Origin of the sequence: Paraburkholderia sp. EG286A (assembly GCF_040965375.1) — a bacterium.
Taxonomy (GTDB): domain Bacteria; phylum Pseudomonadota; class Gammaproteobacteria; order Burkholderiales; family Burkholderiaceae; genus Paraburkholderia.
The window spans coordinates 591,266-613,338 of sequence record NZ_JBFRCB010000001.1; the positions used below are offsets into that span (position 1 = coordinate 591,266).

General features: G+C 66.7%; 16 protein-coding genes. 7 read left to right on the plus strand and 9 right to left on the minus strand.

Annotated elements, in window-relative coordinates; translation table 11 throughout:
* Positions 1–25 precede the first annotated feature (25 nt).
* The 5 genes from glgX to AB4Y35_RS02705 all read right to left on the minus strand — a co-directional run bounded on the left by glgX (position 26) and on the right by AB4Y35_RS02705 (position 12,455).
* Positions 26–2,245: a glycogen debranching protein GlgX gene (gene glgX / locus AB4Y35_RS02685; protein WP_368703227.1), complete on the minus strand. Its 2,220-nt coding sequence runs from the start codon at positions 2,243–2,245 to the stop codon at positions 26–28.
* Positions 2,246–2,313: 68 nt separating this feature from the next.
* Positions 2,314–4,530: a 1,4-alpha-glucan branching protein GlgB gene (gene glgB / locus AB4Y35_RS02690; RefSeq protein ID WP_368703228.1), complete on the minus strand. Its 2,217-nt coding sequence runs from the start codon at positions 4,528–4,530 to the stop codon at positions 2,314–2,316.
* Positions 4,523–7,978: a maltose alpha-D-glucosyltransferase gene (gene treS, locus AB4Y35_RS02695; RefSeq protein ID WP_368703229.1), complete on the minus strand. Its 3,456-nt coding sequence runs from the start codon at positions 7,976–7,978 to the stop codon at positions 4,523–4,525. The genes glgB and treS overlap by 8 nt, the downstream gene beginning before the upstream one ends.
* Positions 7,975–11,469: a maltotransferase domain-containing protein gene (locus AB4Y35_RS02700; protein ID WP_368703230.1), complete on the minus strand. Its 3,495-nt coding sequence runs from the start codon at positions 11,467–11,469 to the stop codon at positions 7,975–7,977. Before AB4Y35_RS02700 ends, treS begins: the two co-directional genes overlap by 4 nt.
* A 329-nt stretch (positions 11,470–11,798) precedes the next feature.
* Entirely contained in the window at positions 11,799–12,455 is a 657-nt protein-coding gene (locus AB4Y35_RS02705; RefSeq protein ID WP_368703231.1) for a DUF1345 domain-containing protein, read from the minus strand.
* A gap of 353 nt (positions 12,456–12,808) precedes the next feature.
* Here AB4Y35_RS02705 and AB4Y35_RS02710 point away from each other — a divergent pair, with 353 nt between their 5' ends.
* From AB4Y35_RS02710 to AB4Y35_RS02725, 4 genes are all read left to right on the plus strand, one after another.
* Positions 12,809–13,384, plus strand: coding sequence for a sugar dehydrogenase complex small subunit (locus AB4Y35_RS02710; protein ID WP_368703830.1), 576 nt, complete (start codon positions 12,809–12,811; stop codon positions 13,382–13,384).
* A gap of 70 nt (positions 13,385–13,454) precedes the next feature.
* Positions 13,455–15,056 carry a GMC family oxidoreductase gene (locus tag AB4Y35_RS02715; RefSeq protein WP_368703232.1) on the plus strand — a complete coding sequence of 534 codons (1,602 nt, stop codon included), beginning with the start codon at positions 13,455–13,457 and terminating at the stop codon, positions 15,054–15,056.
* Positions 15,057–15,069: 13 nt separating this feature from the next.
* Positions 15,070–16,473, plus strand: coding sequence for a c-type cytochrome (locus AB4Y35_RS02720; protein WP_368703233.1), 1,404 nt, complete (start codon positions 15,070–15,072; stop codon positions 16,471–16,473).
* 182 nt (positions 16,474–16,655) lie between these two features.
* Entirely contained in the window at positions 16,656–17,396 is a 741-nt protein-coding gene (locus AB4Y35_RS02725; protein ID WP_342918567.1) for a metallophosphoesterase, read from the plus strand.
* 37 nt (positions 17,397–17,433) lie between these two features.
* Here AB4Y35_RS02725 and AB4Y35_RS02730 read toward each other — a convergent pair whose 3' ends face one another.
* Positions 17,434–18,135 carry an RES family NAD+ phosphorylase gene (locus tag AB4Y35_RS02730; protein WP_368703234.1) on the minus strand — a complete coding sequence of 234 codons (702 nt, stop codon included), beginning with the start codon at positions 18,133–18,135 and terminating at the stop codon, positions 17,434–17,436.
* Positions 18,132–18,560, minus strand: coding sequence for an MbcA/ParS/Xre antitoxin family protein (locus AB4Y35_RS02735; protein WP_028202945.1), 429 nt, complete (start codon positions 18,558–18,560; stop codon positions 18,132–18,134). The genes AB4Y35_RS02730 and AB4Y35_RS02735 overlap by 4 nt, the downstream gene beginning before the upstream one ends.
* Before the next feature lie 117 nt (positions 18,561–18,677).
* Here AB4Y35_RS02735 and AB4Y35_RS02740 point away from each other — a divergent pair, with 117 nt between their 5' ends.
* A complete protein-coding gene (locus AB4Y35_RS02740; RefSeq protein ID WP_368703235.1) occupies positions 18,678–19,178 on the plus strand; it encodes a hypothetical protein in 501 nt (166 codons plus the stop codon).
* 7 nt (positions 19,179–19,185) lie between these two features.
* Here AB4Y35_RS02740 and AB4Y35_RS02745 read toward each other — a convergent pair whose 3' ends face one another.
* Complete coding sequence (locus tag AB4Y35_RS02745) at positions 19,186–20,037, minus strand: LysR family transcriptional regulator (RefSeq protein ID WP_368703236.1); 852 nt, start codon at positions 20,035–20,037, stop codon at positions 19,186–19,188.
* Positions 20,038–20,137: 100 nt separating this feature from the next.
* On the opposite strand from AB4Y35_RS02745, the gene AB4Y35_RS02750 reads away from it, so the two are divergent.
* Positions 20,138–20,521 (plus strand): tautomerase family protein, encoded by a 384-nt coding sequence (locus AB4Y35_RS02750; protein WP_028202948.1) that lies wholly within the window; start codon positions 20,138–20,140, stop codon positions 20,519–20,521.
* 73 nt (positions 20,522–20,594) lie between these two features.
* Here AB4Y35_RS02750 and AB4Y35_RS02755 read toward each other — a convergent pair whose 3' ends face one another.
* Entirely contained in the window at positions 20,595–21,146 is a 552-nt protein-coding gene (locus AB4Y35_RS02755) for a TetR/AcrR family transcriptional regulator (RefSeq protein WP_368703237.1), read from the minus strand.
* Between the two features lie 193 nt (positions 21,147–21,339).
* Here AB4Y35_RS02755 and AB4Y35_RS02760 point away from each other — a divergent pair, with 193 nt between their 5' ends.
* Positions 21,340–21,951, plus strand: a complete 612-nt coding sequence (locus AB4Y35_RS02760) for a DUF3313 domain-containing protein (protein WP_368703831.1) — start codon at positions 21,340–21,342, stop codon at positions 21,949–21,951.
* Positions 21,952–22,073 lie beyond the last annotated feature (122 nt).

Genomic DNA, 22,073 nt, shown 5'->3' on the forward strand with positions numbered 1-22,073 from the left:
GTGGATTCCTGGTTGCGTCCTGTTCCTATCCAGCGGCGGCTTCGTCCGGGCCCGCGGGGGCGCCCGGGCCGGAAGCGCCGGGCGTGCGGCGCGGGTCCGGCGTGGGCGCGTCGCCGCGCGTGCCCGCTGGCCGGTGCGTGTCGGCACGCGCCGGACGGGCGCAGAGCACGGCGAGCGCGCGCGCGGCCAGCTCGTACGTGGTGTCGGGCAGCGCGTAGGGCGCCGCGTCGGGCCGCGCGGTATCGAGCAGCACCTCCCATGCCATGTGCGGCGCGGGCGCCATGAACGTCACCGCGCCCTGCGAGGCGTTCAGCATCATTAACAATACTTCCATTTGGCCGTGGAGTCCCGCTCCCGCGCGCCGCATGGTGAACGCGCTCGCTTCCGGGTCGTGCCAGGCGTCGGGCGAGAGCGGCTCGCCGCGTTCGTCGAACCAGTCGATGTCGTGCATGCCGGGCATCAGTTCGCGCTCGCCGAACAGAAAACGCGTTTCGTGCAGCAGCGGATGTTCGCGGCGCAGCGCGATCACGCGCGCGGCGAAACGCGTCATCGCCTTGCCCTGGGGCGTTTCGGCGAGCGCCCAGTCGAACCACGAAATGTCGTTGTCCTGGCAGTACGCGTTGTTGTTGCCGCGTTGCGTGCGGCAGGCCTCGTCGCCGGCGAGCAGCATCGGTGTGCCGAGCGCGATGAGGAGCGTGGCCATCATCGAGCGGGCCACGCGCGCACGCGTGGCGAGGATGGCGGGGTCGTCGGTCGGACCTTCCACGCCCCAGTTCGCGCTCCAGTTTTCATTGTGGCCGTCGCGGTTTTCTTCGCCGTTCGCTTCGTTGTGCTTGCGCTCGTACGAAACGAGGTCGGCGAGCGTGAAGCCGTCGTGCGAGGTGATGAAATTGATCGACGCCCAGGGCCGGCGCTTGCGCTTGTCGAACAGGTCCGCGCTGCCGGTCAGGCGTGCCGCGAGGTCGGCGCGCTGGCCCGGCGCGCCGCGCCAGTAGCGCCGCACGCTGTCGCGAAAGCGATCGTTCCATTCGGAAAAGCCGGGCGGGTGGTTGCCAAGCTGATAGCCGCCCGGGCCCACGTCCCACGGCTCGGAAATCAGCTTGCATTGCGACAGCACGGGGTCCTGGCGCAGCACGTCGAAGAAGCCGCCGTTCGGGTCGAAGCCTGCCGGCTCGCGCCCGAGCGTCACGCCGAGGTCGAAGCGAAAGCCGTCGATGCCATATGACGTGACCCAGTGGCGCAGCGAGTCGGCGACCATCTGCAGCACGCGCGGATGCGAAAAGTCGAGCGTGTTGCCGCAGCCCGTGTCGTTGATGAAGTGGCGCTCGTCGCCAGGCACGCAGCGGTAATAGCTGGCGTTGTCGAGGCCGCGCCACGAGACGGTGGGGCCCATTTCGCCGCCTTCGCAGGTGTGGTTGTAGACCACGTCGAGCAAGACTTCGATACCCGCCGCATGAAGCTGCCGCACGGCAATGCGCATTTCGTCGGTGTCGTAGCCCACGAGGTAGCTGGGCTCGGGCGCGAAGAACGCGGCGGAGTTGTAGCCCCAGTAGTTGCGCAGTCCGCGATCGATCAGAAAGCGCTCCGAGAGAAACGCGTGCATCGGCAGGATCTCGATGGCCGTCACGCCGAGATTGTGCAGATGCTCGATGAAACGTGGCGCCGCCAGCCCGGCGAACGTGCCGCGCATGTGCGTGCGCAAATCGTGCCGCTGCATCGAAAGACCGCGCAGATGCGCCTCGTAGATGACGGTGTCGCCCCACGGCGTGTTGGGGCGCCGGTCGCGCGACCAGTCGAAGTTGTCGTTCACGACCACGCACTTGGGCATGGCCGGGGCGGAATCGCGCCGGTCGATCGACAGGTCCACGCGGTTCGAATGCGCGCGGTAGCCATAGAGCGTGTCCGACCAGCGGAACTGGCCGATGAGCTGCTTCGCGTACGGGTCCAGCAGCAGCTTGTGGGGATTGAAGCGGTGCCCGAGATGCGGCTGATAGGGCCCATGCGCGCGCAGGCCGTAGACGGTGCCGGGATGCGCGCCCGGCAGATAGCCGTGCCATACCTCATCGGTGCATTCGGGCAAGGTGTAGCGAGTGCGTTCCTTGCGGCCCGTGGGGTCGAACAGGCACAGCTCGATGCGCCACGCGTGGGCCGAGAACACGGCGAAGTTGGTGCCGAGTCCGTCCCACGTCGCCCCGAGCGGCCAGGGGGAGCCGGGCAGCAGGCGCTCAGGCGGACCGTTTGCCATGACGATGCTCCATCTGTTGTTCTTCGTTTTGCATCGGGTTCCTGATCAAATCCCGCCGCTGCGCCGGCTTAGCGGCGCAGGCGCAGGATCAGCGTGCCGAGCGGCGGCAGGACGAGTGCGGCCGACTGCGGCTTGCCGTGGCTCACCACGCTCTCCGTGGTGACGAGGCCCCCGTTGCCCATGTTCGAGCCGCCGTACACTTCGGCGTCGGTGTTGAGCGCTTCTTCCCACTGTCCCGGCTGGGGCATGCCGATGCGGTAGCCGTGGCGCGGCACCGGCGTGAAGTTGCAGATCACCACGATCTCGCGGCCCGTGCCGTCCACGCGGCGCCATGCGAGCACGCTGTTTTCGCTGTCGTCGGAAACCAGCCATTCGAAGCCGCCGGGTTCCGAGTCGAGTGTGTAGAGCGCGGGCTCGCTCGCGTAGAGACGGTTGAGGTCGCGCACGAGCGTTTGCACGCCGCGGTGCAGCGGGTCGTCGAGCAGGTTCCAGTGCGGCGTGCCGTCGTGATCGAACTCGGCCATCTGCCCGAACTCGCCGCCCATGAACAGCAGCTTCTTGCCGGGGTGCGCCCACATGAAGCCGAAGTACGCACGCAGGTTCGCGAACTTCTGCCAGCGGTCGCCCGGCATCTTGCCGAGCAGCGACCCCTTGCCGTGCACCACTTCGTCGTGTGACAGCGGCAGCACGAAGCGTTCGGACCACGCGTAGACCATCGCGAACGTCATCAGGTGATGGTGATAGCGGCGATAGACGGGGTCCTCGTGCATGTAGTGCAGCGTGTCGTGCATCCAGCCCATGTTCCATTTGAACTGGAAGCCGAGGCCGCCATCCTCGGGGCGCGCCGTGACGCCCGGCCATGCTGTGGATTCCTCGGCGATGGTGATGACGCCGGGGCGTTGCGGAACATATTGCGTTTCGTGATTGAGGCGCTTGAGAAACGCAATCGACTCGAGATTCTCGCGTCCGCCATAAATGTTGGGCACCCACTCGCCTTGCGCGCGCGAATAGTCGCGGTAGAGCATCGAGGCGACCGCGTCCACGCGGAGCGCATCCACGTGATAGCGCGTGAGCCACGCAAGACCCGACGCGACGAGGAACGCGCTCACCTCGCGGCGTCCCAGGTTGTAGATCATCGTGTTCCAGTCGGGGTGATAGCCCTCGCGCGGGTCGGCATGCTCGTAGAGTGCCGTGCCGTCGAAATCGACGAGACCGTGCGCGTCGTTCGGGAAGTGCGCGGGCACCCAGTCGAGAATTACACCCAGCCCCGCCTCGTGCGCGCGGTCGACGAACGCCGCGAAGTCCACCGGCGCGCCAAGACGCGCGGTGGGCGCGAACTGCGAGAGCGGCTGATAGCCCCACGAGCCGCCAAACGGGTGTTCCGCCACGGGCAGCAATTCGATGTGCGTGAAGCCCATGCCCTGCGCGTAGGGGATCAGGCGCTCGGCGAGCGCGCCCCAGTCGGGCGCCGGGGCGTCGGCGCCTTGCGTGGGTAGCCACGAAGGCGCATGGACCTCGTAGACCGACATGGCCGCGCGCGCGTTCTGCCGTTCGGCGCGCGTTTGCAGCCACTCCTGATCGCGCCACGCGTAGTGGTCGATCGCCTCGACGGGCGCGACGATCGAGGCCGTGCCCGGCGGGCATTCCGTCTGCAGCGCACAGGGATCGGCCTTGAGCGGCAGGACCGCGCCGCGCGCGCCGAGTATCTCGTACTTGTAACGCGCACCGGGCGCCACACGCGGAATGAACAGCTCCCAGACGCCAGCTTCGTGGCGCAGCCGCATGGGGTGACGCCGCCCGTCCCACGCGTTGAAGTCGCCCACCACGGAGACGCGCTTCGCATTCGGCGCCCAGACCGCGAAGCGCACGCCGGGTACGCCATCGCACGTCAAGGGCCGCGCGCCGAGGCATTCGAGCACCGCGTAAGGGTCGCCGTCTGCGAGGCGCACCAGCGCTTCGTGCGAAAGCTGCGGGCCGAATGAATAGGTGTCCTCGATTTCCTGGCTCACGCCCTGCCAGTCGACCACGAGCCGGTAGGGCACCGCTTCCGCGAGCGGTCCTGCGTAGAGTCCTGCGGGATGCACGAGCGAGAGTTCGCCCAGCGTGTGGGCGCGGTCGCGCGCCGCCACGCTCGCGCCCGAGGCGTTGGGCAGCCATGCGCGCACGTAGGGGGCGCCGTCCACCCAGTGCAGCCCGAGCACGGAGAAGGGATCGGAGTGGTACGCGCCGGCGAGTGCGTCGGCGTCATGGGGATTCAGCCCGGCTTGGGGTGCGCGTTCAACCATGGCCACCTCCGCCGGAATGCGATTGCGTGGACTGCGTAGGCGTGAGTCCGAGCACGCGTGCCGCCAGCGCCGCGAGACCGCGTACCGGCAGCGCGAGCCAGGTGGGGCGGTTGGCCGCCTCGTAGCGGATTTCGTAAGCCGCTTTCTCGATCAGGAACAGGTCGAGCAGCGCCTGCTCGTGCGAAGCGCTGACGAGCGTGAGCGGACCTTCGGCGACGGCTGCGCGGTACTGGCTCAGGAACGCTTCGGCCGCATAGCCGCGGAAGCGTTCGAACAGGGCGCGCTTGCGATCGACGACTTGCTGCGGCGCGTTCTCGATCGTCGATTGCGCGGCGGCACCCGCATACGAGAGCGAGCGCAGCAAGCCCGCCACGTCGCGCAGCGGCGAGGCCTTGGCGCGCCGGTATTCGAGCGCCCGCGCGGGCTCGCCTTCGAAGTCGATCAAATACGCGTCGCCCTGGGACAGCAGGACCTGGCCCAGGTGGAAATCGCCGTGGATGCGGATGCGCGCGGCCTTGGTGTCGTCGGGCACGAGTTCGTCGACCTTCGCGACGAGCGCCTTGCGGCGATCGATCAGACTGCGCGCGAGGTCGCGTGCGTCGTCGTCGAGTGTTTGTTCGTCTTCGCCCGTATGCTGTGCGACGATGTCGAGTGCTTCGTTGAGCATGGTTTTCGTGTCGGCAATCCAGTTGCGCACGTCGTCGGGTGTGGCGGCAACGGGCGCGAAGGCTTCGTCGTCGCTGGGTTGGGAGAGCATCGCGTGCAGCTCGCCCAGGCGCTTGCCGATGGTGCCGATCACCGCGCAGTAGCCCTGCACGGCTTCCTCCTCGTGCGCCTGGTCGACGCTCGTGTCGTCGTCGACGGCGAGCGCGAGCTCGTCGATCGTGCGGCGCTGATAGTCGAGCGCCCAGTCCCACGCATTGCCCTGATTGTCGATGAAACCCTGCACGATGATGAGCGTATGCGGCACGCCTGCGGGATCGACACGCACCACTTCGCCATAGAGCGGCGCCGTATTCGCGTAGCCGAGCTTCGTGAGGTAGCGGCTCATTTCCGCTTCGGGGTGCACGCCCGCCATCAGCCGGCGCACGATCTTGAGCACGAGGGTTTCCGCGATCACGAGCGAACTGTTGCTCTGCTCAGCCGCGAGCCAGCGCACTTCCGGCGTCTCGCCAAGGTCGAGCTCGTCGAGGCGCCCGGTCGGCTCGAAGCGGATCGTGCTCTGCTGCACGGTGGGCACCGTAGCGCGCTCGCGCAGCTTGCGCAGCACGCCATAGGCGAACCACGGCAGCGAGAACGCATCCGTGAGATAGCCCACCGTGCGGCCGCGCCGCACGCGCGAGAGCGCGAGCTGGATGTGCAGCGGCGTGGTGATTTCGGTGCCCCAGGTAATGGCGATCGGCAGAACGTAGCGCTCGCTCGTGCCATCCGCCAGCTCGGCCTCGATCTCCGTGAACGCGAAGCCCGCGCCGTAAATCGTCGTCAGTGCCGCGAGGCGCACGGCGCGCAGCGGCTTGTCCTTGGAGGCGAACCAGCGGCGACGCGAGAGCCACGAAGGCAGCACTTCCGATTCGAGCAGCCGCACGTTTTCGGGCGTCGCACCGGTCTGCCCTTCGCGGATCACCACGGTCACGAACTCGGGCAATTGCTCCGAGGTCGGCTGGCTCCACGAAGGCCGCTGATCGCCGGCGCTCAGGAGGAACCACAGGAAGCCGTAGGGCGGGAAAGTCAGTAGATAAGGCAGCTGCCCGATGGCCGGAAACACGGAGTCGGCCGTCATTTCGACGGGGGACATGCCTGCGAATTCGGAAAGATCGAGTTCCACCGCCTGCGGCGCGCGCGACAGGTTCGCCACACACAGGATCGGCGCTTCGTCGGGCATTTCGCGCAGGTACGCGAGAATCTTGCGGTTCGCGGGCCGCAGGAAGCGGATCGTGCCGCGCCCGAACGCCTGCTTGGCGCGGCGCGTGGCGAGCATGCGGCGCGTCCAGTTGAGCAGCGAATGCGGATCGCGGCTTTGCGCTTCGACGTTGATGGCGTCGTAGCCGTAGAGCGAGCCCATGAGCGGCGGCAACACGAGCTGTTCGGGGTCGGCGCGCGAGAAGCCGCCGTTGCGGTCCGACGACCACTGCATCGGCGTGCGCACGCCATCGCGGTCGCCCAGGTGAATGTTGTCGCCCATGCCGAGTTCGTCGCCGTAATAGATCACGGGTGTGCCGGGCATGGAGAGCAGCAGCGAGTTGATGAGTTCGATGCGGCGGCGGTCGCGTTCCATGAGCGGCGCGAGACGCCGGCGAATGCCGAGGTTCAGGCGCGCGCGCCGGTCGCTCGCATAGGTGTTCCAGAGGTAGTCGCGCTCGGAGTCCGTCACCATTTCGAGCGTGAGTTCGTCGTGATTGCGCAGGAAAATCGCCCACTGGCAGCTCGGCAGCAAGTCAGGCGTCTGCTTCATGATGTCGAGAATCGGGAAGCGGTCCTCGCTCGCGATCGCCATGTAGAGGCGCGGCATGAGCGGGAAGTGGAACGCCATGTGGCATTCGTCTTCGTTGCCGAAGTACTCCTGCACATCTTCCGGCCACTGGTTCGCTTCGGCCAGCAGCATGCGGTTCGGGTAGTGCTCGTCGATGGCCGCGCGTATGCGTTTGAGAATGCCGTGCGTCTCGGGCAGGTTCTCGTTGTTCGTGCCTTCACGCTCCACGAGATAGGGCACGGCGTCCAGACGCAGCCCGTCGATGCCCATGTCGAGCCAGAAGCGCATGACCTGCAGCACTTCGCGCAGCACGGCCGGATTGTCGAAGTTCAGGTCGGGCTGGTGCGAATAGAAGCGGTGCCAGTAGTACGCGCCGGCCACCGGGTCGTGCGTCCAGTTGGACGGCTCCGTGTCGATGAAGATGATGCGCGTGCCCTGGTACTTCTGGTCGGTGTCGGACCACACGTAGTAGTTGCGATGATTCGAGCCGGGTTTGGCGCGGCGCGCGCGCTGGAACCACGGGTGCTGGTCCGAGGTGTGGTTGATGACCAGTTCGGTGATCACGCGCATGCCGCGCGCATGCGCTTCCTGAATGAAGCGGCGCACGTCGGCGAGCTGGCCGTAGTCGGGGTGAACGTTGCGATAGTCGGCGATATCGTAGCCGTCGTCGCGGCGCGGCGAGGGATAGAACGGCAGCAGCCAGATCGCCGTGACCCCGAGGCTGGCAATGTAGTCGAGCTTCGCGAGCAGGCCAGGGAAGTCGCCCACGCCATCGTTGTTCGCATCGAAGAACGATTTCACGTGCACCTGGTAGATGATCGCGTCCTTGTACCAGAGCGGGTCGTCGGACAGCATCGACGGCTTGCCGCGCCGTTGTGTGCCGCGTTCCTCATGGTGCGGATCGTGTGCGGTCGAGTCTCGCGTGACGGTCTGCACGTTCGTTGCCACAGGCTCGTGCGTAGCGGGGTCGCGTTTCATGTCGCTCCTCCGGGCGGGAAGTCCGCGTCCAGTTCGGGATGGCCCTCGATGTGCTCATCGGCGTGTTCAGGCAGCGGTTCTTCGCGCGGCAGGCCCTTCGCGGGCTCGATGCGCCAGATCGCAAACGCTCGCGCATGCGGGTCGAGCCGCACGTGCTGCCAGCGCCCACGCCACTCGAAGCGCTCGCCCGTCATTTCGTCGATCACATTGAGGGAGGCGTGGTCGTCGAGGTGCCAGCGCTGGAACGTCGCCCACGAAAGTTCGAAGTCGGCGCCCTGCTCGTTGAAGGCATCGAGATTGATCGCCACGACGAGCACGTTGTCGCGCGCGGGCGTGGCCTTCTCGAAGCAGAGCAGCGAGTCGTTGCGCGCGTCGAGGAACGTGATGCCGAGATGCGTGTGCAGCGCCGGGTTGGCGCGCCGGATGCGGTTGAGCGTGGCGATCTCCGCGACGATGTTGCCGGGGCGATGCCAGTCCCATGCACGCAGTTGATATTTTTCGGAGTCCAGATATTCCTCCGAATTGGGCATGGCGCGTCCTTCGCACAGTTCGAAGCCGCAATACACGCCCCACAGCCCGGAGAGCGTCGCGGCCAGCGCGGCGCGGATCAGGAAGCTCGAGCGCGCGCCGGTCTGCAAATGGCGCGGATTGATGTCGGGCGTGTTGACGAAGAAGTTCGGCCGATAGAAGTCGCGCACCCCGGTTTGCGTGAGTTCCGTGAGGTACTCGGTGAAATCGCGCTTCGATTCGCGCCACGTGAAATACGTGTACGACTGCGAGAAGCCGAGCTTGGCGAGCCGGTACATGAGGCGCGGCCGCGTGAAGGCTTCGGAGAGGAAGATCACGTCGGGGTGGCGTGCGCGCACGTCGGCGATCATCCATTCCCAGAACGGCAGCGGCTTCGTGTGCGGGTTGTCCACGCGGAAAATACGCACGCCCGTGTCCACCCAGAACAGGATCGCGTCGCGCAGCGCGAGCCACAGATCAGGCTTCGAGTCGTGCGCGTAGAACTCGGGGTTGACGATGTCCTGGTACTTCTTCGGCGGATTTTCGGCGTAGCGCAGCGTGCCGTCGGGCCGCCATGCGAACCAGGTGGGATGCGCCTTCAGCCACGGGTGGTCGGGCGAGCATTGAATCGCGAAGTCGAGCGCGATTTCGAGGCCTTGCTCACGCGCCGCGGCAAGCATGCGGCAGAAGTCCTCGAGTGTGCCCAGTTGCGGATGCACCGCGGTGTGGCCGCCTTCGGCCGCGCCGATGGCGTAGGGGCTGCCCACGTCGCCGGGTTGCGCATTGAGCGTGTTGTTGCGCCCCTTGCGGTTGGCGAGGCCGATGGGGTGGATCGGCGGGAAGTACAGCACGTCGAAGCCCATTTCGCGGATGCGCGGCATCTTCGCGATCACGTCATCGAAGGTGCCGTGGCGCGATTCGTCGTCGCTCATCGAGCGCGGGAAGATCTCGTACCAGCTCGCGAAGCGCGCGGCGCCGCGCTCCGCATCCACGCGATTGACGATCGTATCGCGCGAAAGAAACGGCCGATGGCGCGCGGCGCGCACGGCCGCAGCCGTCGAAGGCGCGGCGATGATCGCGCAGCGTGTTTCGGTGTCGGCACCAATGAAGCGCTTGACGATGGCGTCGAGCGTTTCGTTGGTGCGCTTCTGGTCGTCATCGCCCGTGCCCGATGTTTCCGCGGTGGCGAGCACGAGCGCGAACAGACGGCTCGCTTCCTCGAGCTCCAGATCGACGGGCTGGTTCGCCGCGCGCTTCTTGTGCAGATGTTCCGCAAGCGAAGCGAAGTCGTCGCGCCACGCGATCACGACATACTCGTAGCGTCCGATGCGATCGAGCGGAATGTGGCCGGCCCACAGGTCGGTGCCCGCGGGCGGCACGGCCGTCATCGGCGATTCGTGCCAGGCGGTTTCGTCGGCGGCGCGCCAGAGCACGGCGGCGTCGATGCGGTCGTGGCCCTCGGCGAAGATGGCCGCGCGTACTTCGCAGCGCTCGCCCACGGTGCGCTTCGCGGCGAAGCGGCCGTGATCGACCGAGGGCTGCGCGCTTTCGATGGCGATGCGGGGCGCGGCGATCGCTTCGAGCACGCTCTTGTGTCCACTCGTGTCGGTCTTGCCGCGATCTTCGGGCGGCGCGAGGACTACGAGCGGGCTCGCGAGCGCGCGGAACATCCAGCATGCGCCCGCGGGCAGCGTGAACGTCTCGGGGATCGCACTCGCGTCGCGCGGCGCGGGCAGGCGGGCGCCGCGCAGCGTTTCGGCGTCGAGCGGCGCGAAGCGCGTGAAGCCGCCAGGCACACCGTCGAGCAGGCGCGCGAGATCCACGCGCACCGGCGCGGCGAGCGCGGGGTTGATGAGCGTGAGGATGGCGTCTTCCGCGTCGCGCAGGTCTGCGCGGTCGCCGCGCACGAGCGCCGCGACGCTGGCGCCAGGGCCATTGAGCGCGCGCAGTTCGCCGTTGGTCTGCAGCGCCCACGTTTCGCGTTGCAGCGCGTTGGCGTGCGCGACATCGGCGCTCAGATCGAAGGGCGCGCGCGCCTTCGCGGCTTCCCATGCGTGCGCGCTGTTGCCGCTGTGCGAGGTCGCTTCGTCCACGCCATATTCGAAGCCCATCGGCATGAGCCAGCCGGTGCCGAGCGCGGCCGCCGTGCGCAGCATGCGGCGATAGGCGCGCTCGACCGCGCGCGCGTCGGCGGCGCCTTCCTGATCGTGTGCGTAACGCGCGCCATAGGGTGCTTCTGGAAACGTTATCGGTGAGCCCACGCGGCGCAAGGCGGCGTGCTCCTCGACCATCCAGCTCGACGAGAAGTCCCACCAGCGCAGCGACGAGAAGGCCGCGTCGAAGCCCGCACCTTCGAGGTGCGCGAGCGCCTCGCGCGGCAGGCCCGGTGTCGCGGCGAGCCAGCGCGCTTGCGGAAAGCGCGCGCGTACGGCATCGAAGATCGCGCGCAGGACATGGGGCGGCGTGCGGTGCGGCGAGTCCACACGAAAGCCGCCGATACCCGCTTCGACGAGCGCGATGGCGCGCGCCGTCCACCATGCGATGAGCGGCGCGCTCGCGCGCTCGAAATCGGCATAGGCGACGTTGGCTTCGCTGTGGCCGTGGCGTGGGTCGAGGCGCGCGTCTTCGGGCTCGAAAGGGTGGAACCACTCGGGATGCGCGGCGTAGAGCGCGCCGTCGGCAGCGCTGCGATCGAGGACGAGATCGGCGAGCAGCGTGACGCCGCGCGATTGCGCCGCGAGCGCGAGTTCGCGCACGGCGTCGTCTGCGGAAAGCGGGCTGCCGAAGGCCGCGTTCAGGCGCGCGTGGTCGGCGACGACGCGGTCGTCGCCCGACGCGCCCGAGGCGAACAGCGCGCCGATCAGGACGTGATCGAAGCCCAGCGACGCCGCGCGGGCGATGTGCGCCGGCCACGCGTCGAGGGGTCCTGCCAGGACGGAATGGACGAAGTAGATCCGCGGCGCATAGGCGTGGGGGGGTTCCATCGGTCGTATTCCAGGTACGTCAGGCGAAGGGGATGCAAGTCGGGGTTAGCCGAAATGCGATCGCGCCGCCCGGGGGCTGCCGGAGCGTGCCGCGCTGCGCGTGGTGGACAGGCACCTGTTCAGAGTAGTGCAAGAGCAGGCCGGAACCAAACCGCTTGCGCCGCGTGGCGACTTGCGGGGGAGTCGAGCAAGGCACATGCCCATGAGCGACCCTGGCGCGCGGCGCCGCGTGCAGGCGCACGTTCGCAAAGGCTGGGCGCAAAGACGGGGGATTCGAGCGGAGAAAGCGGCGGCGATTGCCGGTATCCGTTGCAGCGGAGAAAAACGGCTCAGCTACCGACCATGCTCGCGGCGATGTTCACGCACAGGCCTAGCACAGAAACGTTGAAATAGAACGACAAAATCGATTGCGCGAGCACGCCGCGCCGCGCGCTGCGCCCGCGCAGGCCGATATCGGCGGTTTGCGACGCGCAGGCGATGGTGAACGAGAAGTACAGAAAGTCCCAGTAATTCGGCGTGAGCTTTTTGTCGGGAAACACGAGGGCGGGCTCGTTGGGATCGGAACCGTAGTAGAGGCGTGCGTAGTGCAGCGTGAAGATGGTGGGAATGAGAAACCACGCCCCGATGAGCGTGAGCCCCGTGAGCAGCGAATGCAGCACTTTCGAGGCCGTGCCGAGATCCTTCGTCGTGCCCAGCTCGATGACGATGGCGACGATGCTCGCCACCGTCGCGATGCAGATGAGAAACAGCACGGTGCCGGCGTTTTCGTCTTCGCGGCGAGCGTTCGCGCGCACGCTCTCTTCGTTTGCTAACACCATGTGCAGCCAGATCAGCACGAGGTAGGTCCATACCGTGGCGTCCCAGCCGAGCAGGACGCGCGCGGAAGTATGGATCGAGGCGGGCGCGAGCAAGCCGAGCGCGACGCCCACAGCGATAGCGATCATCAAGTGCGGCCGGTTGCGTAGTACCAGCGGGATGAGGTTCATGGCGTGGCGCGGGGTGGCGCGGGTTAGCAATCGATTGCGGCGATTCTACCGTGCGTGATCCGCCGGGGTGACGCGCTGCTCGCCGTTATGCCGGGCATGCAAGCTTTCGGTTTGTCTTATCGGGCCATAAGGGGCTATATTGCTTGCGCAACGCGGCAGCGCGCTTTCGCAGGCAGCGCAACGATGGTGCATATGCAGTGATCCGCGTTGAATGACGATAGCAAACGTTGTTGGTATGGCCTGGTTTCAGGCGCCGCCCGCGCCGGCGGCAAGCGTGTTTCGCCCCCAGCCAGGGGAACCTGGCGGGATCGACCTCATCTGGAGTGCCCATGACAGATGTGACACAACACGGGATGTCTCAGGCGCCGCACGATCTTCCCGCTGTATTCGAGCGCCTTGACCGTCCCGGCCGCAGGCGTTTCGTCTCGGGAACGTGCGCAGCGGCGCTGCTCGCCTTCGCGGCTGCCGGGCGCTCGCGCGCGCCGTTCGGCATGGGCCGCGCTTTCGCGGCGACGCCGGCGAGCGCGTCCGGCAGCGGCTATGACGCCTTCATCAAGCTATCGCAGCGCCTCACTGGCCGCACGAGCTTCGACGCCGTGCTCGGCAAGCGCGTCTATGCCGCGCTCGACCACGCGAGCAGCCAGTTCGACGCGAACGTCGCGACGCTCAACACCTGGATTCAAGGTCACGGCGGCGTGCCCTCCGATACCGTGACCGCCGCACTCGAGCCCGATCAGCCGGAACTCGCCTCGATGGTGGGTGACATCATGCGCGCGTGGTATCTCGGTCTCGTGGGCAAGATGCCGAAGGTGCAGGTGGTGGCCTTCGAAAAGGCGTTGATGTTCGACCCCGTCAACGACGTGCTCACGATTCCCTCGTATTGCCGCGACGTGCCGTTCTACTGGAAGCACAAACCCGCAGGCGAATAGCGGCGCAACGGGCACGCGCATCACGGCCGCGCCAGGCCCCCACAACGAAAGCCAAAGGATGAGATCGACAATGGCGACAGGACATTCCGCCGACGTGGTCGTCGTCGGTTCCGGCGTGGCGGGCAGTCTGGTGGCGCACCAGCTCGCCCGGGCCGGCGCTTCCGTGGTGTTGCTCGAAGCGGGGCCGCGCCTCGCGCGCTGGCAGATCGTGGAGAACTTCCGCAACTCGCCCGCCAAGGACGATTTCGCCACGCCGTATCCGTCTGTGAGCTACGCGCCGCATCCGGAATACGCGCCGCCCAACGAGTATCTCGTGCAGAAGGGCGATTATCCGTACAACTCACAATATTTGCGGCTCGTGGGCGGCACCACGTGGCACTGGGCCGCCGCCGCGTGGCGTTTGCTGCCGGCGGACTTTCGTTTGAAAACGCAGTACGGCGTAGGTCGCGACTGGCCCTATCCCTACGAGACGCTGGAGCCGTGGTATCAGCTCGCGGAAGAGGAACTGGGCGTGTCCGGACCGGACGCGGCCTACGATCTCGGCTCGCCGCGCACGAAGCCGTATCCAATGAGCATGCTGCCGCTTTCCTGGATGGATCAGCGCTTCTCGCAAGTACTGAATGCGAATGGCTTTCACGTGGTGCCCGAGCCGGTCGCGCGCAATAGCCGCCCGTTCGATGCGCGTCCCACCTGCTGCGGCAACAACAACTGCATGCCGATCTGCCCGATCGGTGCGATGTACAACGGCGTGGTTCACGCGGACAAGGCCGAGCGGGCGGGCGCGAAGCTCGTGCCGCAGGCCGTGGTCTATCGCATCGAGGCCGACAACAAAGGGCTCGTTACCGCGGTCCACTACAAGGACCCGTGGGGCAGAAGCACGCGTGTGACCGGCAAGCTCTTCGTGCTCGCCGCGAACGGCATCGAGACGCCCAAGCTCATGCTGATGTCGAAGAGCGATGCGTTTGCCCACGGCATCGGCAACAGCTCCGACCAGGTGGGCCGCAATCTCATGGATCATCCGGGCACGGGCATCACGTTCATGGCCAACGAACCGCTATGGCCGGGGCGCGGGCCCATGGAGATGACTTCGGTCGTGAACTTCCGCGACGGCGCGTTCCGCTCCGCGTATGCCGCGAAGAAACTGCATCTGTCGAACGCGGTGCCCACCATGGCCGTCACGGCCGCGCTCATCAAGAACGGCTTGACCGGCGCGGAGCTGGACCGGCAGATCCGCGAGCGCACGTCGCGCACGCTCACCATCAACAGTTTCCACGAGCATTTGCCCGAACCGCAGAACCGCGTGCTGCCCTCGGGCGAACACAAGGATGGACTCGGCATTCCGCAGCCCGAGATCTATTACTCGATCAACGATTACGTGAAGAAGAGCGCGGCGAACACGCATGAACTCTATGCGCAGATCGCGCAGCTTTTCGGCGGCACGGACATCGCGTTCGACGACACCTTCGCCCCCAACAACCACATCATGGGCACGACGATCATGGGCGCGAATGCCGCCGATTCGGTCGTCGATGCCGATTGCCGCACGCACGATCATGCGAATCTGTTCGTCGCCAGCAGCGCGGTGATGCCCTCGGCCGCCTCGGTGAACTGCACGCTGACGATTGCCGCGCTGTCGCTGAAGCTGGCCGACAAGCTGCGCCACGAGCTTTGATACGAGCCAGACGATGAAAACAGCGAAGTCCTCCACCGCGGCCACCACGAATCACGAGCGAGAGAGACGCGCGCGTGCCGCTATCGCGGCCGCGCTCTTCTGCGCCTTCGCGCTCTATATCGCGTGGCACGCGTCGCACGAATCGCGCACGCGTCCGGTCGACGAACTGCCGATGTCCACGGCGCGCGGCGACGACACATCGACGCCGATTGCGGACGCGGACAAGCCCGAACTCATCAAGCGCGGCGCCTATCTGGCGCGCATAGGCGACTGCGTGGCGTGCCATACCGCCGACCCAGGCAGGCCGTTTGCGGGCGGCCTGCCCATCAGCACGCCGTTTGGAAAAATCTACACGCCGAACATCACGCCGGACCCCGACACCGGTATTGGCAAGTGGAGCGATACCGACTTCATACGCGCGCTGCACGAAGGCATCGGCAAGGGCGGCGAGCGGCTGTATCCCGCGTTTCCATACGTCGAATTCACGCGCATGACCGAGCAGGACATGCTCGCGATCCGCGCGTATCTGAATACGGTCGCGCCGGTGCATTACACGCCGCCCGCCAACGAGCTGCGCTTTCCATTCAACCAGCGCTGGCTGATGATCTTGTGGAATCTCTTCAACTTCAACGAAGGCCGCTTCGTGCCCGACCCGAAGCAGAGCGCCGAATTCAACCGCGGCGCCTATCTCGTCGAAGGCCTTGCGCATTGCGAGGAATGCCACACGCCGCGCAATTTCATGCAGGGTCTCAAGACGACGGAGCGTTTCTCGGGCGCGACGCAAGCGGGCTGGCAGGCCTACAACATCACGCCCGACCGCACGAGCGGCATCGGCAACTGGAGCGACGACGCGCTGATCGCCTATCTTTCCACGGGCATTGCCGCGGGCCACGCCAGCGCAGCCGGTCCGATGGCCGACGTGGTCCAGCACTCGACGCAATACCTGACGCATGAGGACCTGCGTTCGATCGTGGCGTATCTGCGCGCGCTGCCGCCGGTTTCGGGCGGCGTGACGCGGCCGCGCGACGGCTGGGGCAAGCCCGCTGTGAACGACATCACCGCGCTGCGCGGCACGGCGATCACGTCCGTGAACGGCTTGCAGCTTTTCGTGGCGAACTGCGCGAGCTGCCACCACTGGACCGGCGAGGGCGTCGGGGGAAGCGCGCCGGGCGCGTATCCATCGCTCATTCATAACAGCGTCGCGGGCGCGCCGAGCCCGAACAACCTCGCGATGGTGATCCTGCACGGAGTGAGGCGTCAGACCAGGGACAGCGACGTGCTGATGCCGGCATTCGGCGATGCATTGAGCAACGAACAGGTGGCGGCCCTTTCCAACTACGTGACGACGCAGTTCGGCGATCCGCGGGCCACCCTCACGGCCGGCGAGGTCGCGGCGCTGCGTGCCCAGCCCCAGTAGCTCGCCAGCCGCGCCGGACTTTGCGCCGCGCTCGCGGCGACACGGATAGCCGCAAACGCGTATGCTGTGAATGCAGGCACGTCGCTTGCGTGTAGTCTGCTTTGTGACGCGCCTGCTGCAATCGTACTCGGTACGATATTTGGCGCTCATATGGCCCACTCACACAGCGCTATGATGAAGTGATGACGCATACACCCGACGCTCTCGTGCAGCACCATGCCGCCAACCTTGCAGGTCGCGATTTCGTAGTAGGCGATTTGCATGGTTGCGTGGAGGCGTTGCGCTATCTTTTGCGCGAAGTCGAGTTCGACACCGCGCGTGACCGGCTGTTTTCGGTGGGCGATCTCGTTGACCGGGGCGAACGCGAGCAGTGCGAACAGGCGCTCGCGCTGCTCGACAAACCGTGGTTCTACGCCGTGCTCGGCAATCACGAAGACGCACTGTGCGCGGTGGCCGAAGGGCGGATGCCGCGCAACCGCTGGTACGGCATCGGCGGCGGCTGGGCGCAGAGCGTGCCCGACGCCGAACTCGTGCACTACGCGCAACGGCTGCGCCAGTTGCCGCTCGCGCGCGTGGTGGGCGAGGGCGAAAAGCGATTCAATATCATTCACGCGGAATTTTTCGGCGACGACGCCGCGCTCGACAGCGGCCAGTTCGATTCCGACGTGCGCGAACGTATGCTGTGGGGTCGCGATCTCGTGCTCGGCACGGGCGACCCGGCGCGCTATGCGCTCTCGCTCACGTTCTGCGGGCATACGCCGGTGCGCGAAGTGCGGCAGATCGGCTCGCAGGTGTTCATCGACACCGGAGCGTTCATCACCGAAGGACGCCTCACGATGGTCGAGGCGCTCACGTCGCGCATCTTGTCGGTCTCGCAGGTCGAAGCGCTCGCGCACGGCGCGGCCGCGATCGTGCTGCCCTGAGGCCCGGCCCCTGCCGGTCTCCCGTTGGCCGCTCGAGCTACACGATGCGGTTCAACTCGAACACCATGTCGATGGTGTGCCCATTCCAGTTGTATTCCAGATACGCCGCGTGATGGCATGCGCGCAGCAGCGTCGTGCTGAGGGCGGCGAGACATTCGCCGTCCTCGTCGCGCACCGACGGATACGCAATGCCCGGCGCACGCGCCTCGCGGGCGGCGCGGCCTAGCGTCTGGCCGGCCGTGTAGTCGTCGGGCGAGAGCACGCCCGGGTCGAGCGCCGGGTCGCCGCGCAGATCGATCACCTCGCCATGCGCGATCACCGTATAGAGCCGCATTTGCTGGCGGATGGGCGGCTCGTTCGTGGCGGCGAGAAAAAGCCCCGAGTGATAGCGCGTTTCCGCCACGGCGGTGGCGCGCGAGCGCGCGCAGTAGAACACGCCGTAGGTGCCGTCGGAAAAACGGCTGCCCTGTGGATTCAGGTGCGTGAAGGCCGCCATGATCGGCCCGTAGCCGGGGCCGAAGCGGCGCTCCTCGCGCGGCACGAGGTCGAGGTCGCCGGTTTCGGTGCGCAGCCGGTCGTTGGTGAGCGCTTCGAGCGCATAGAGCGCCTCGAAGTCGTCCGCGGAAGCCACGCGGTCGAACAGGTTCACGGCGGGAAACCGGGTGGGAATCACCCTGAACGCGGGTGACCAGGTGAGCTGCGCGCTGCGCCAGCGGTCTTGCCAGTTCGTTTGCGTCACGCCCAGCCGCCTCGCATTGCGTCGAGATACTGGCGCACCGCTACGAGGTCGCTGACGTTGCCGGCCAGCATGCGGTCGAGCGCGCGCCGTCCGCCAAAGGGCGGCGCGCTGTTGGGGCGCTTGATCCAGGTGTCGGCGGAGGTGGGTTGGGGCAGGAGAATCTGCAGCGCCTTGTAGATGCCGAGCAGCAGCGAAAGGCGTTCGAGTGTGTCGCGGCCCAGCCGGGCGGTTTGCGGGGACTGCTTCCACTTGAAGAACGTGGATCGGCCCGGCGAGCCGAGCAGAATAATCTGCTCTTCGGCGCTCAGGTCCCAGTCGCGCGCTATGTTGAAGAACGCCCTGAGCCCCGCCGCCGACATTTCGGTGAGCGAGGGTTCGGCGCGGGGACGTCGCGACGGCGTGACGGAAGCAGTGGCGGGTGACATGGTGGTCGAGTCCTGAATTGAACTTTTAGTAGATATTAGTCCATATATGGATTATTGCAAGTTTTGACTCGGTATAATCCTCGCCGGACATTGGGATGGCATTTGGGGAGAGACGAGGTGCGGGCAGGCGTATTGATGGTCGCGGCAATGGTTGTTGCCGCGCCGGTGTGGGCATGGGGGCAGGGGAAGACAGCCGGAGCGCATGCAGGACAGGGCGCGCCGGCTGCACAACAGTCGCATGGCGGGCAGGCGTCCAAAGCGCGTGGCGGGCACAGCGGCGCGGCGTCGCACACAGCCGGAGGTCATACGCACGCGACGGGTTCCACCCATGCGAGCGCCCCGCGCCATGCAGCGAAGGCCGACAAGCCGCCGCACGCGAAGGGCCACGCGCCGGCGCAGCGGCACACGCCCGGCGAGGCCCACGCGGCGGCACATGCGGCGCATCATCCAGCTGCTGGCGCGGCGCCTGCGCCCAAAACCGTCACGCAAAAGCGTCCCACGCCGAAGCCGGCCGCCGTGCGGCCCGCGCCACGCCACAAGCTCGTGGTGGATGCGCCGCCGCCGCACATCCAGCGTGCGATTCCCGTGCCGCACGCGCTGCCGCCCATCCTGAGCTGAGCGCCAGCTAGCCTGTGCCGAGGCCCGACGCGAGCAATTGCAGCGTCGCCGCGGTTCGCGGCTCGCGCACCCGCGAGTGGAGCAGGACCTGCGAAACCGGCAGCGCGGGCAAACCGAGCCGTGCGCCGACGTCGATCAGTTCGCGCGGCGCGACCCGGCGCGCCAGCGGCGAGACCGCGAGCCCGGCGGCCAGCGCCGCGCCCACCGCGGCGACCCCGCCGCCCACGAACACTTCGGTCCACGCGACGCCCGCTGCGTCGAGCGCGCGAATCGCCGCGGCCCGCACCGCGCATGGCGCGGCGAGCAGCGCGAGCGGCAGCGCCGTGCCGGGCTGCCGCTGCCATTGCGGCGCGGCCAGCCAGACGAGCGGCTCCGCGAAGAGCCGGCGGGCATCGCCGCGTGGCACCTCCTCTTCGTCCTGACGCACGACGACGGCAGCGAGCCGCCGCTCGTCGAACTGCGCGAGCAGGTGCGCCGAGTGCCCCAGATGCAGCTCGATCACGAGCCCCGGATCGTGGACGCGAAGCTGGGCGAGCTGGCGGGCCAGGTTGGCGTCCGCGACATGCTCGCTCAGGCCGAGCGCGAGCCGCCGCTCGTCGCCCGAAAGCGCCCCGAGCGCGCGCTCATGTGCGCCCAGCAGGTCGCGCGCGGCGGCGAGGAACGTGAGGCCATCGGCCGAAAGCCGCACGACGCGCGGCGTGCGTTCGAGCAATTGCCTGCCCAGATGCGCCTCGAGACGCTTGAGCTTGAGGCTCACGGCCGACTGCGTGGTGTCGAGGGCGTCGGCGGCGCGCGTGAAGCTGCGCAGCTCGGCGACGAGCACGAAGGCGCGCACGGCGTCGAGATCCAGTGGTTTCATTTCAGATGGAAATGGATGAAATATCGATCTATGCCTGTTTATTATGATAGATCGCACCTAAGCTGATGTCATCTCAAACCCACCGAAGCAGGAGATCGACATGCCGTTCACTCGTATCGCGGTTCGCGCAGGCAAGCCCGCCACGTATCGCAAGGCGCTCACGCAGGGCATTCATCAAGCGCTGATGGAGGTGTTCAAGGCGCCCGAAGACGACATCTTCATGATCATCACCGAGCACGATGCCGATAACTTCGTGTTCGGCCGGCACTACCTCGGGATCGAGCGCAGCGACGACCTGGTCATGATCCAGATCGCCGTGAGCAACACGCGCGGGCAGGATCAGAAGAAGGCGCTGTTCGCGCAGATTGCCGAAAACCTCGCGCGCGATCCGGGGGTGCGGCGCGAGGACGTGTTCGTGAATCTCGTGGATGTCGCGCGGGAGAACTGGTCGTTCGGGAATGGGGTGGCGCAGTACGCGACTTGAGCGCGGAGCCTGACGCCTGACGCCTGACGCGGCCGTCAGCATGCCTCGCGATTGCTTTCGCGAGGCGGCCGCATCACCATTTCTTCTCGTCGAGCAGCCGGTCGAAAAGCCGTTCCCGCAGCGTGTCGGGCATGGCCGACAGCCCGAGCAGCGTGCTGAACGCAATGCCGCTCGCGGCGAAGTAGCGTAGCAGCGAGAGTTCGAGGTCGCGGGCCTCGGCCTGCAGCTGTTCCAGCTTGGCCGCGTCCTGGGCCTTCAGGTCTTCGAGCAGCGCCGGGCTTTCGACCAGGGCCGCGAGCACGGCGCGCGCGACGGAGTCCGGCTGGTTGATCGACTCCCTGAAAATCGCGATCTGCGCCGAAAGGACCGGTTCCGCCCGGGCCTGGCCGCCCGCCGCCAGGTGATCTTGCGCGATCTGCTCGAATTGTTCCCGCTGACGATCCAGCAGCGCGCGCAGCACGCCCAGTTTGTTACGGAACTGGTGTAGCAACCCGCCTTTGCTGATACCGCTTTCGCGCGCGAGCGCATCGAATGTCAGGCCGCCGACCCCGTCGCGGGTCAGGATCGCAAGCGCCGCGTCAATCGCCTTTCTGCGGGAAATCTCGGAACGTGTCTGGTTATCCATGGGCGTGATTGTACCCCTGCATCGCATCGTAAACAAACCGGATAGACGGTTTACATCCTCCGAGACCGATGCTACGCTTCGTCTCGTCGTGAACTCGGCCGGATGCCAGGCGGTATCCGGCAACTTTTAAAAGGATGCCTTCGTGCTCAACAACCGTCTTCTTCTCACGTCTTCGGCTTGCGTAGTACTCCTGATGTTGTCGGCGTGTGCGGGCGTGCAGCCCGTTGCCTATAGCAGCCTCGCCTCGTCTTCGCAGCTCAAGGAGAACCGGGATCACGACGCCGCGCAGACGCCATTCCGTTATGCGGCGCCGGTGCTCTGGTCGCGATATTCGCAGGTCATCGTCGATCCGGTCGCGGTGTATCAAGGCGCCGACAATCAGTTCGGCGACCTGTCGGACTCGGACAAGGACGTGCTCGCCGCCTACATGCACAAGACGTTTGCCGACACGCTATCGAAGCGTTTTGACCTGGCGACCCAGCCGTCGCCCGCAACGCTGCGCGTGAAGCTCACGTTGACCGGCGCAGAGAAAACGACGGCCGTGATCGGCCAGGCGATGCATTTCGACATCGCGGGCAATCTCTATAACGGCGTCCAGGCGATCCGGGGCGGCAAGGGGGCGTTCAGCGGCTCGGTGTCGTATGCCGTGGAGGTCTACGACAGTGCGTCAGGGCGTCTGCTTCGCGCCTATGTGACGAAGCAATACCCGAACGCGATGAATCTGCCCGCCGCGTTCGGCTCGCTGAGCGCGGCCGAAACCGGCATCGACAAGGGCGCCGATGCACTCGTCGAGCAGTTGCGCTAACGGCGAAGCCGCCTGTGGGCAAAGGGCGCCGCCGGTCCGAATTTCATCGACTTTCTCGCCAGAACTTCAACGCACCGTGAGTCTCTCCAGCTTGTTTGCATGCGCGTTCGGCCGTGCGCTCG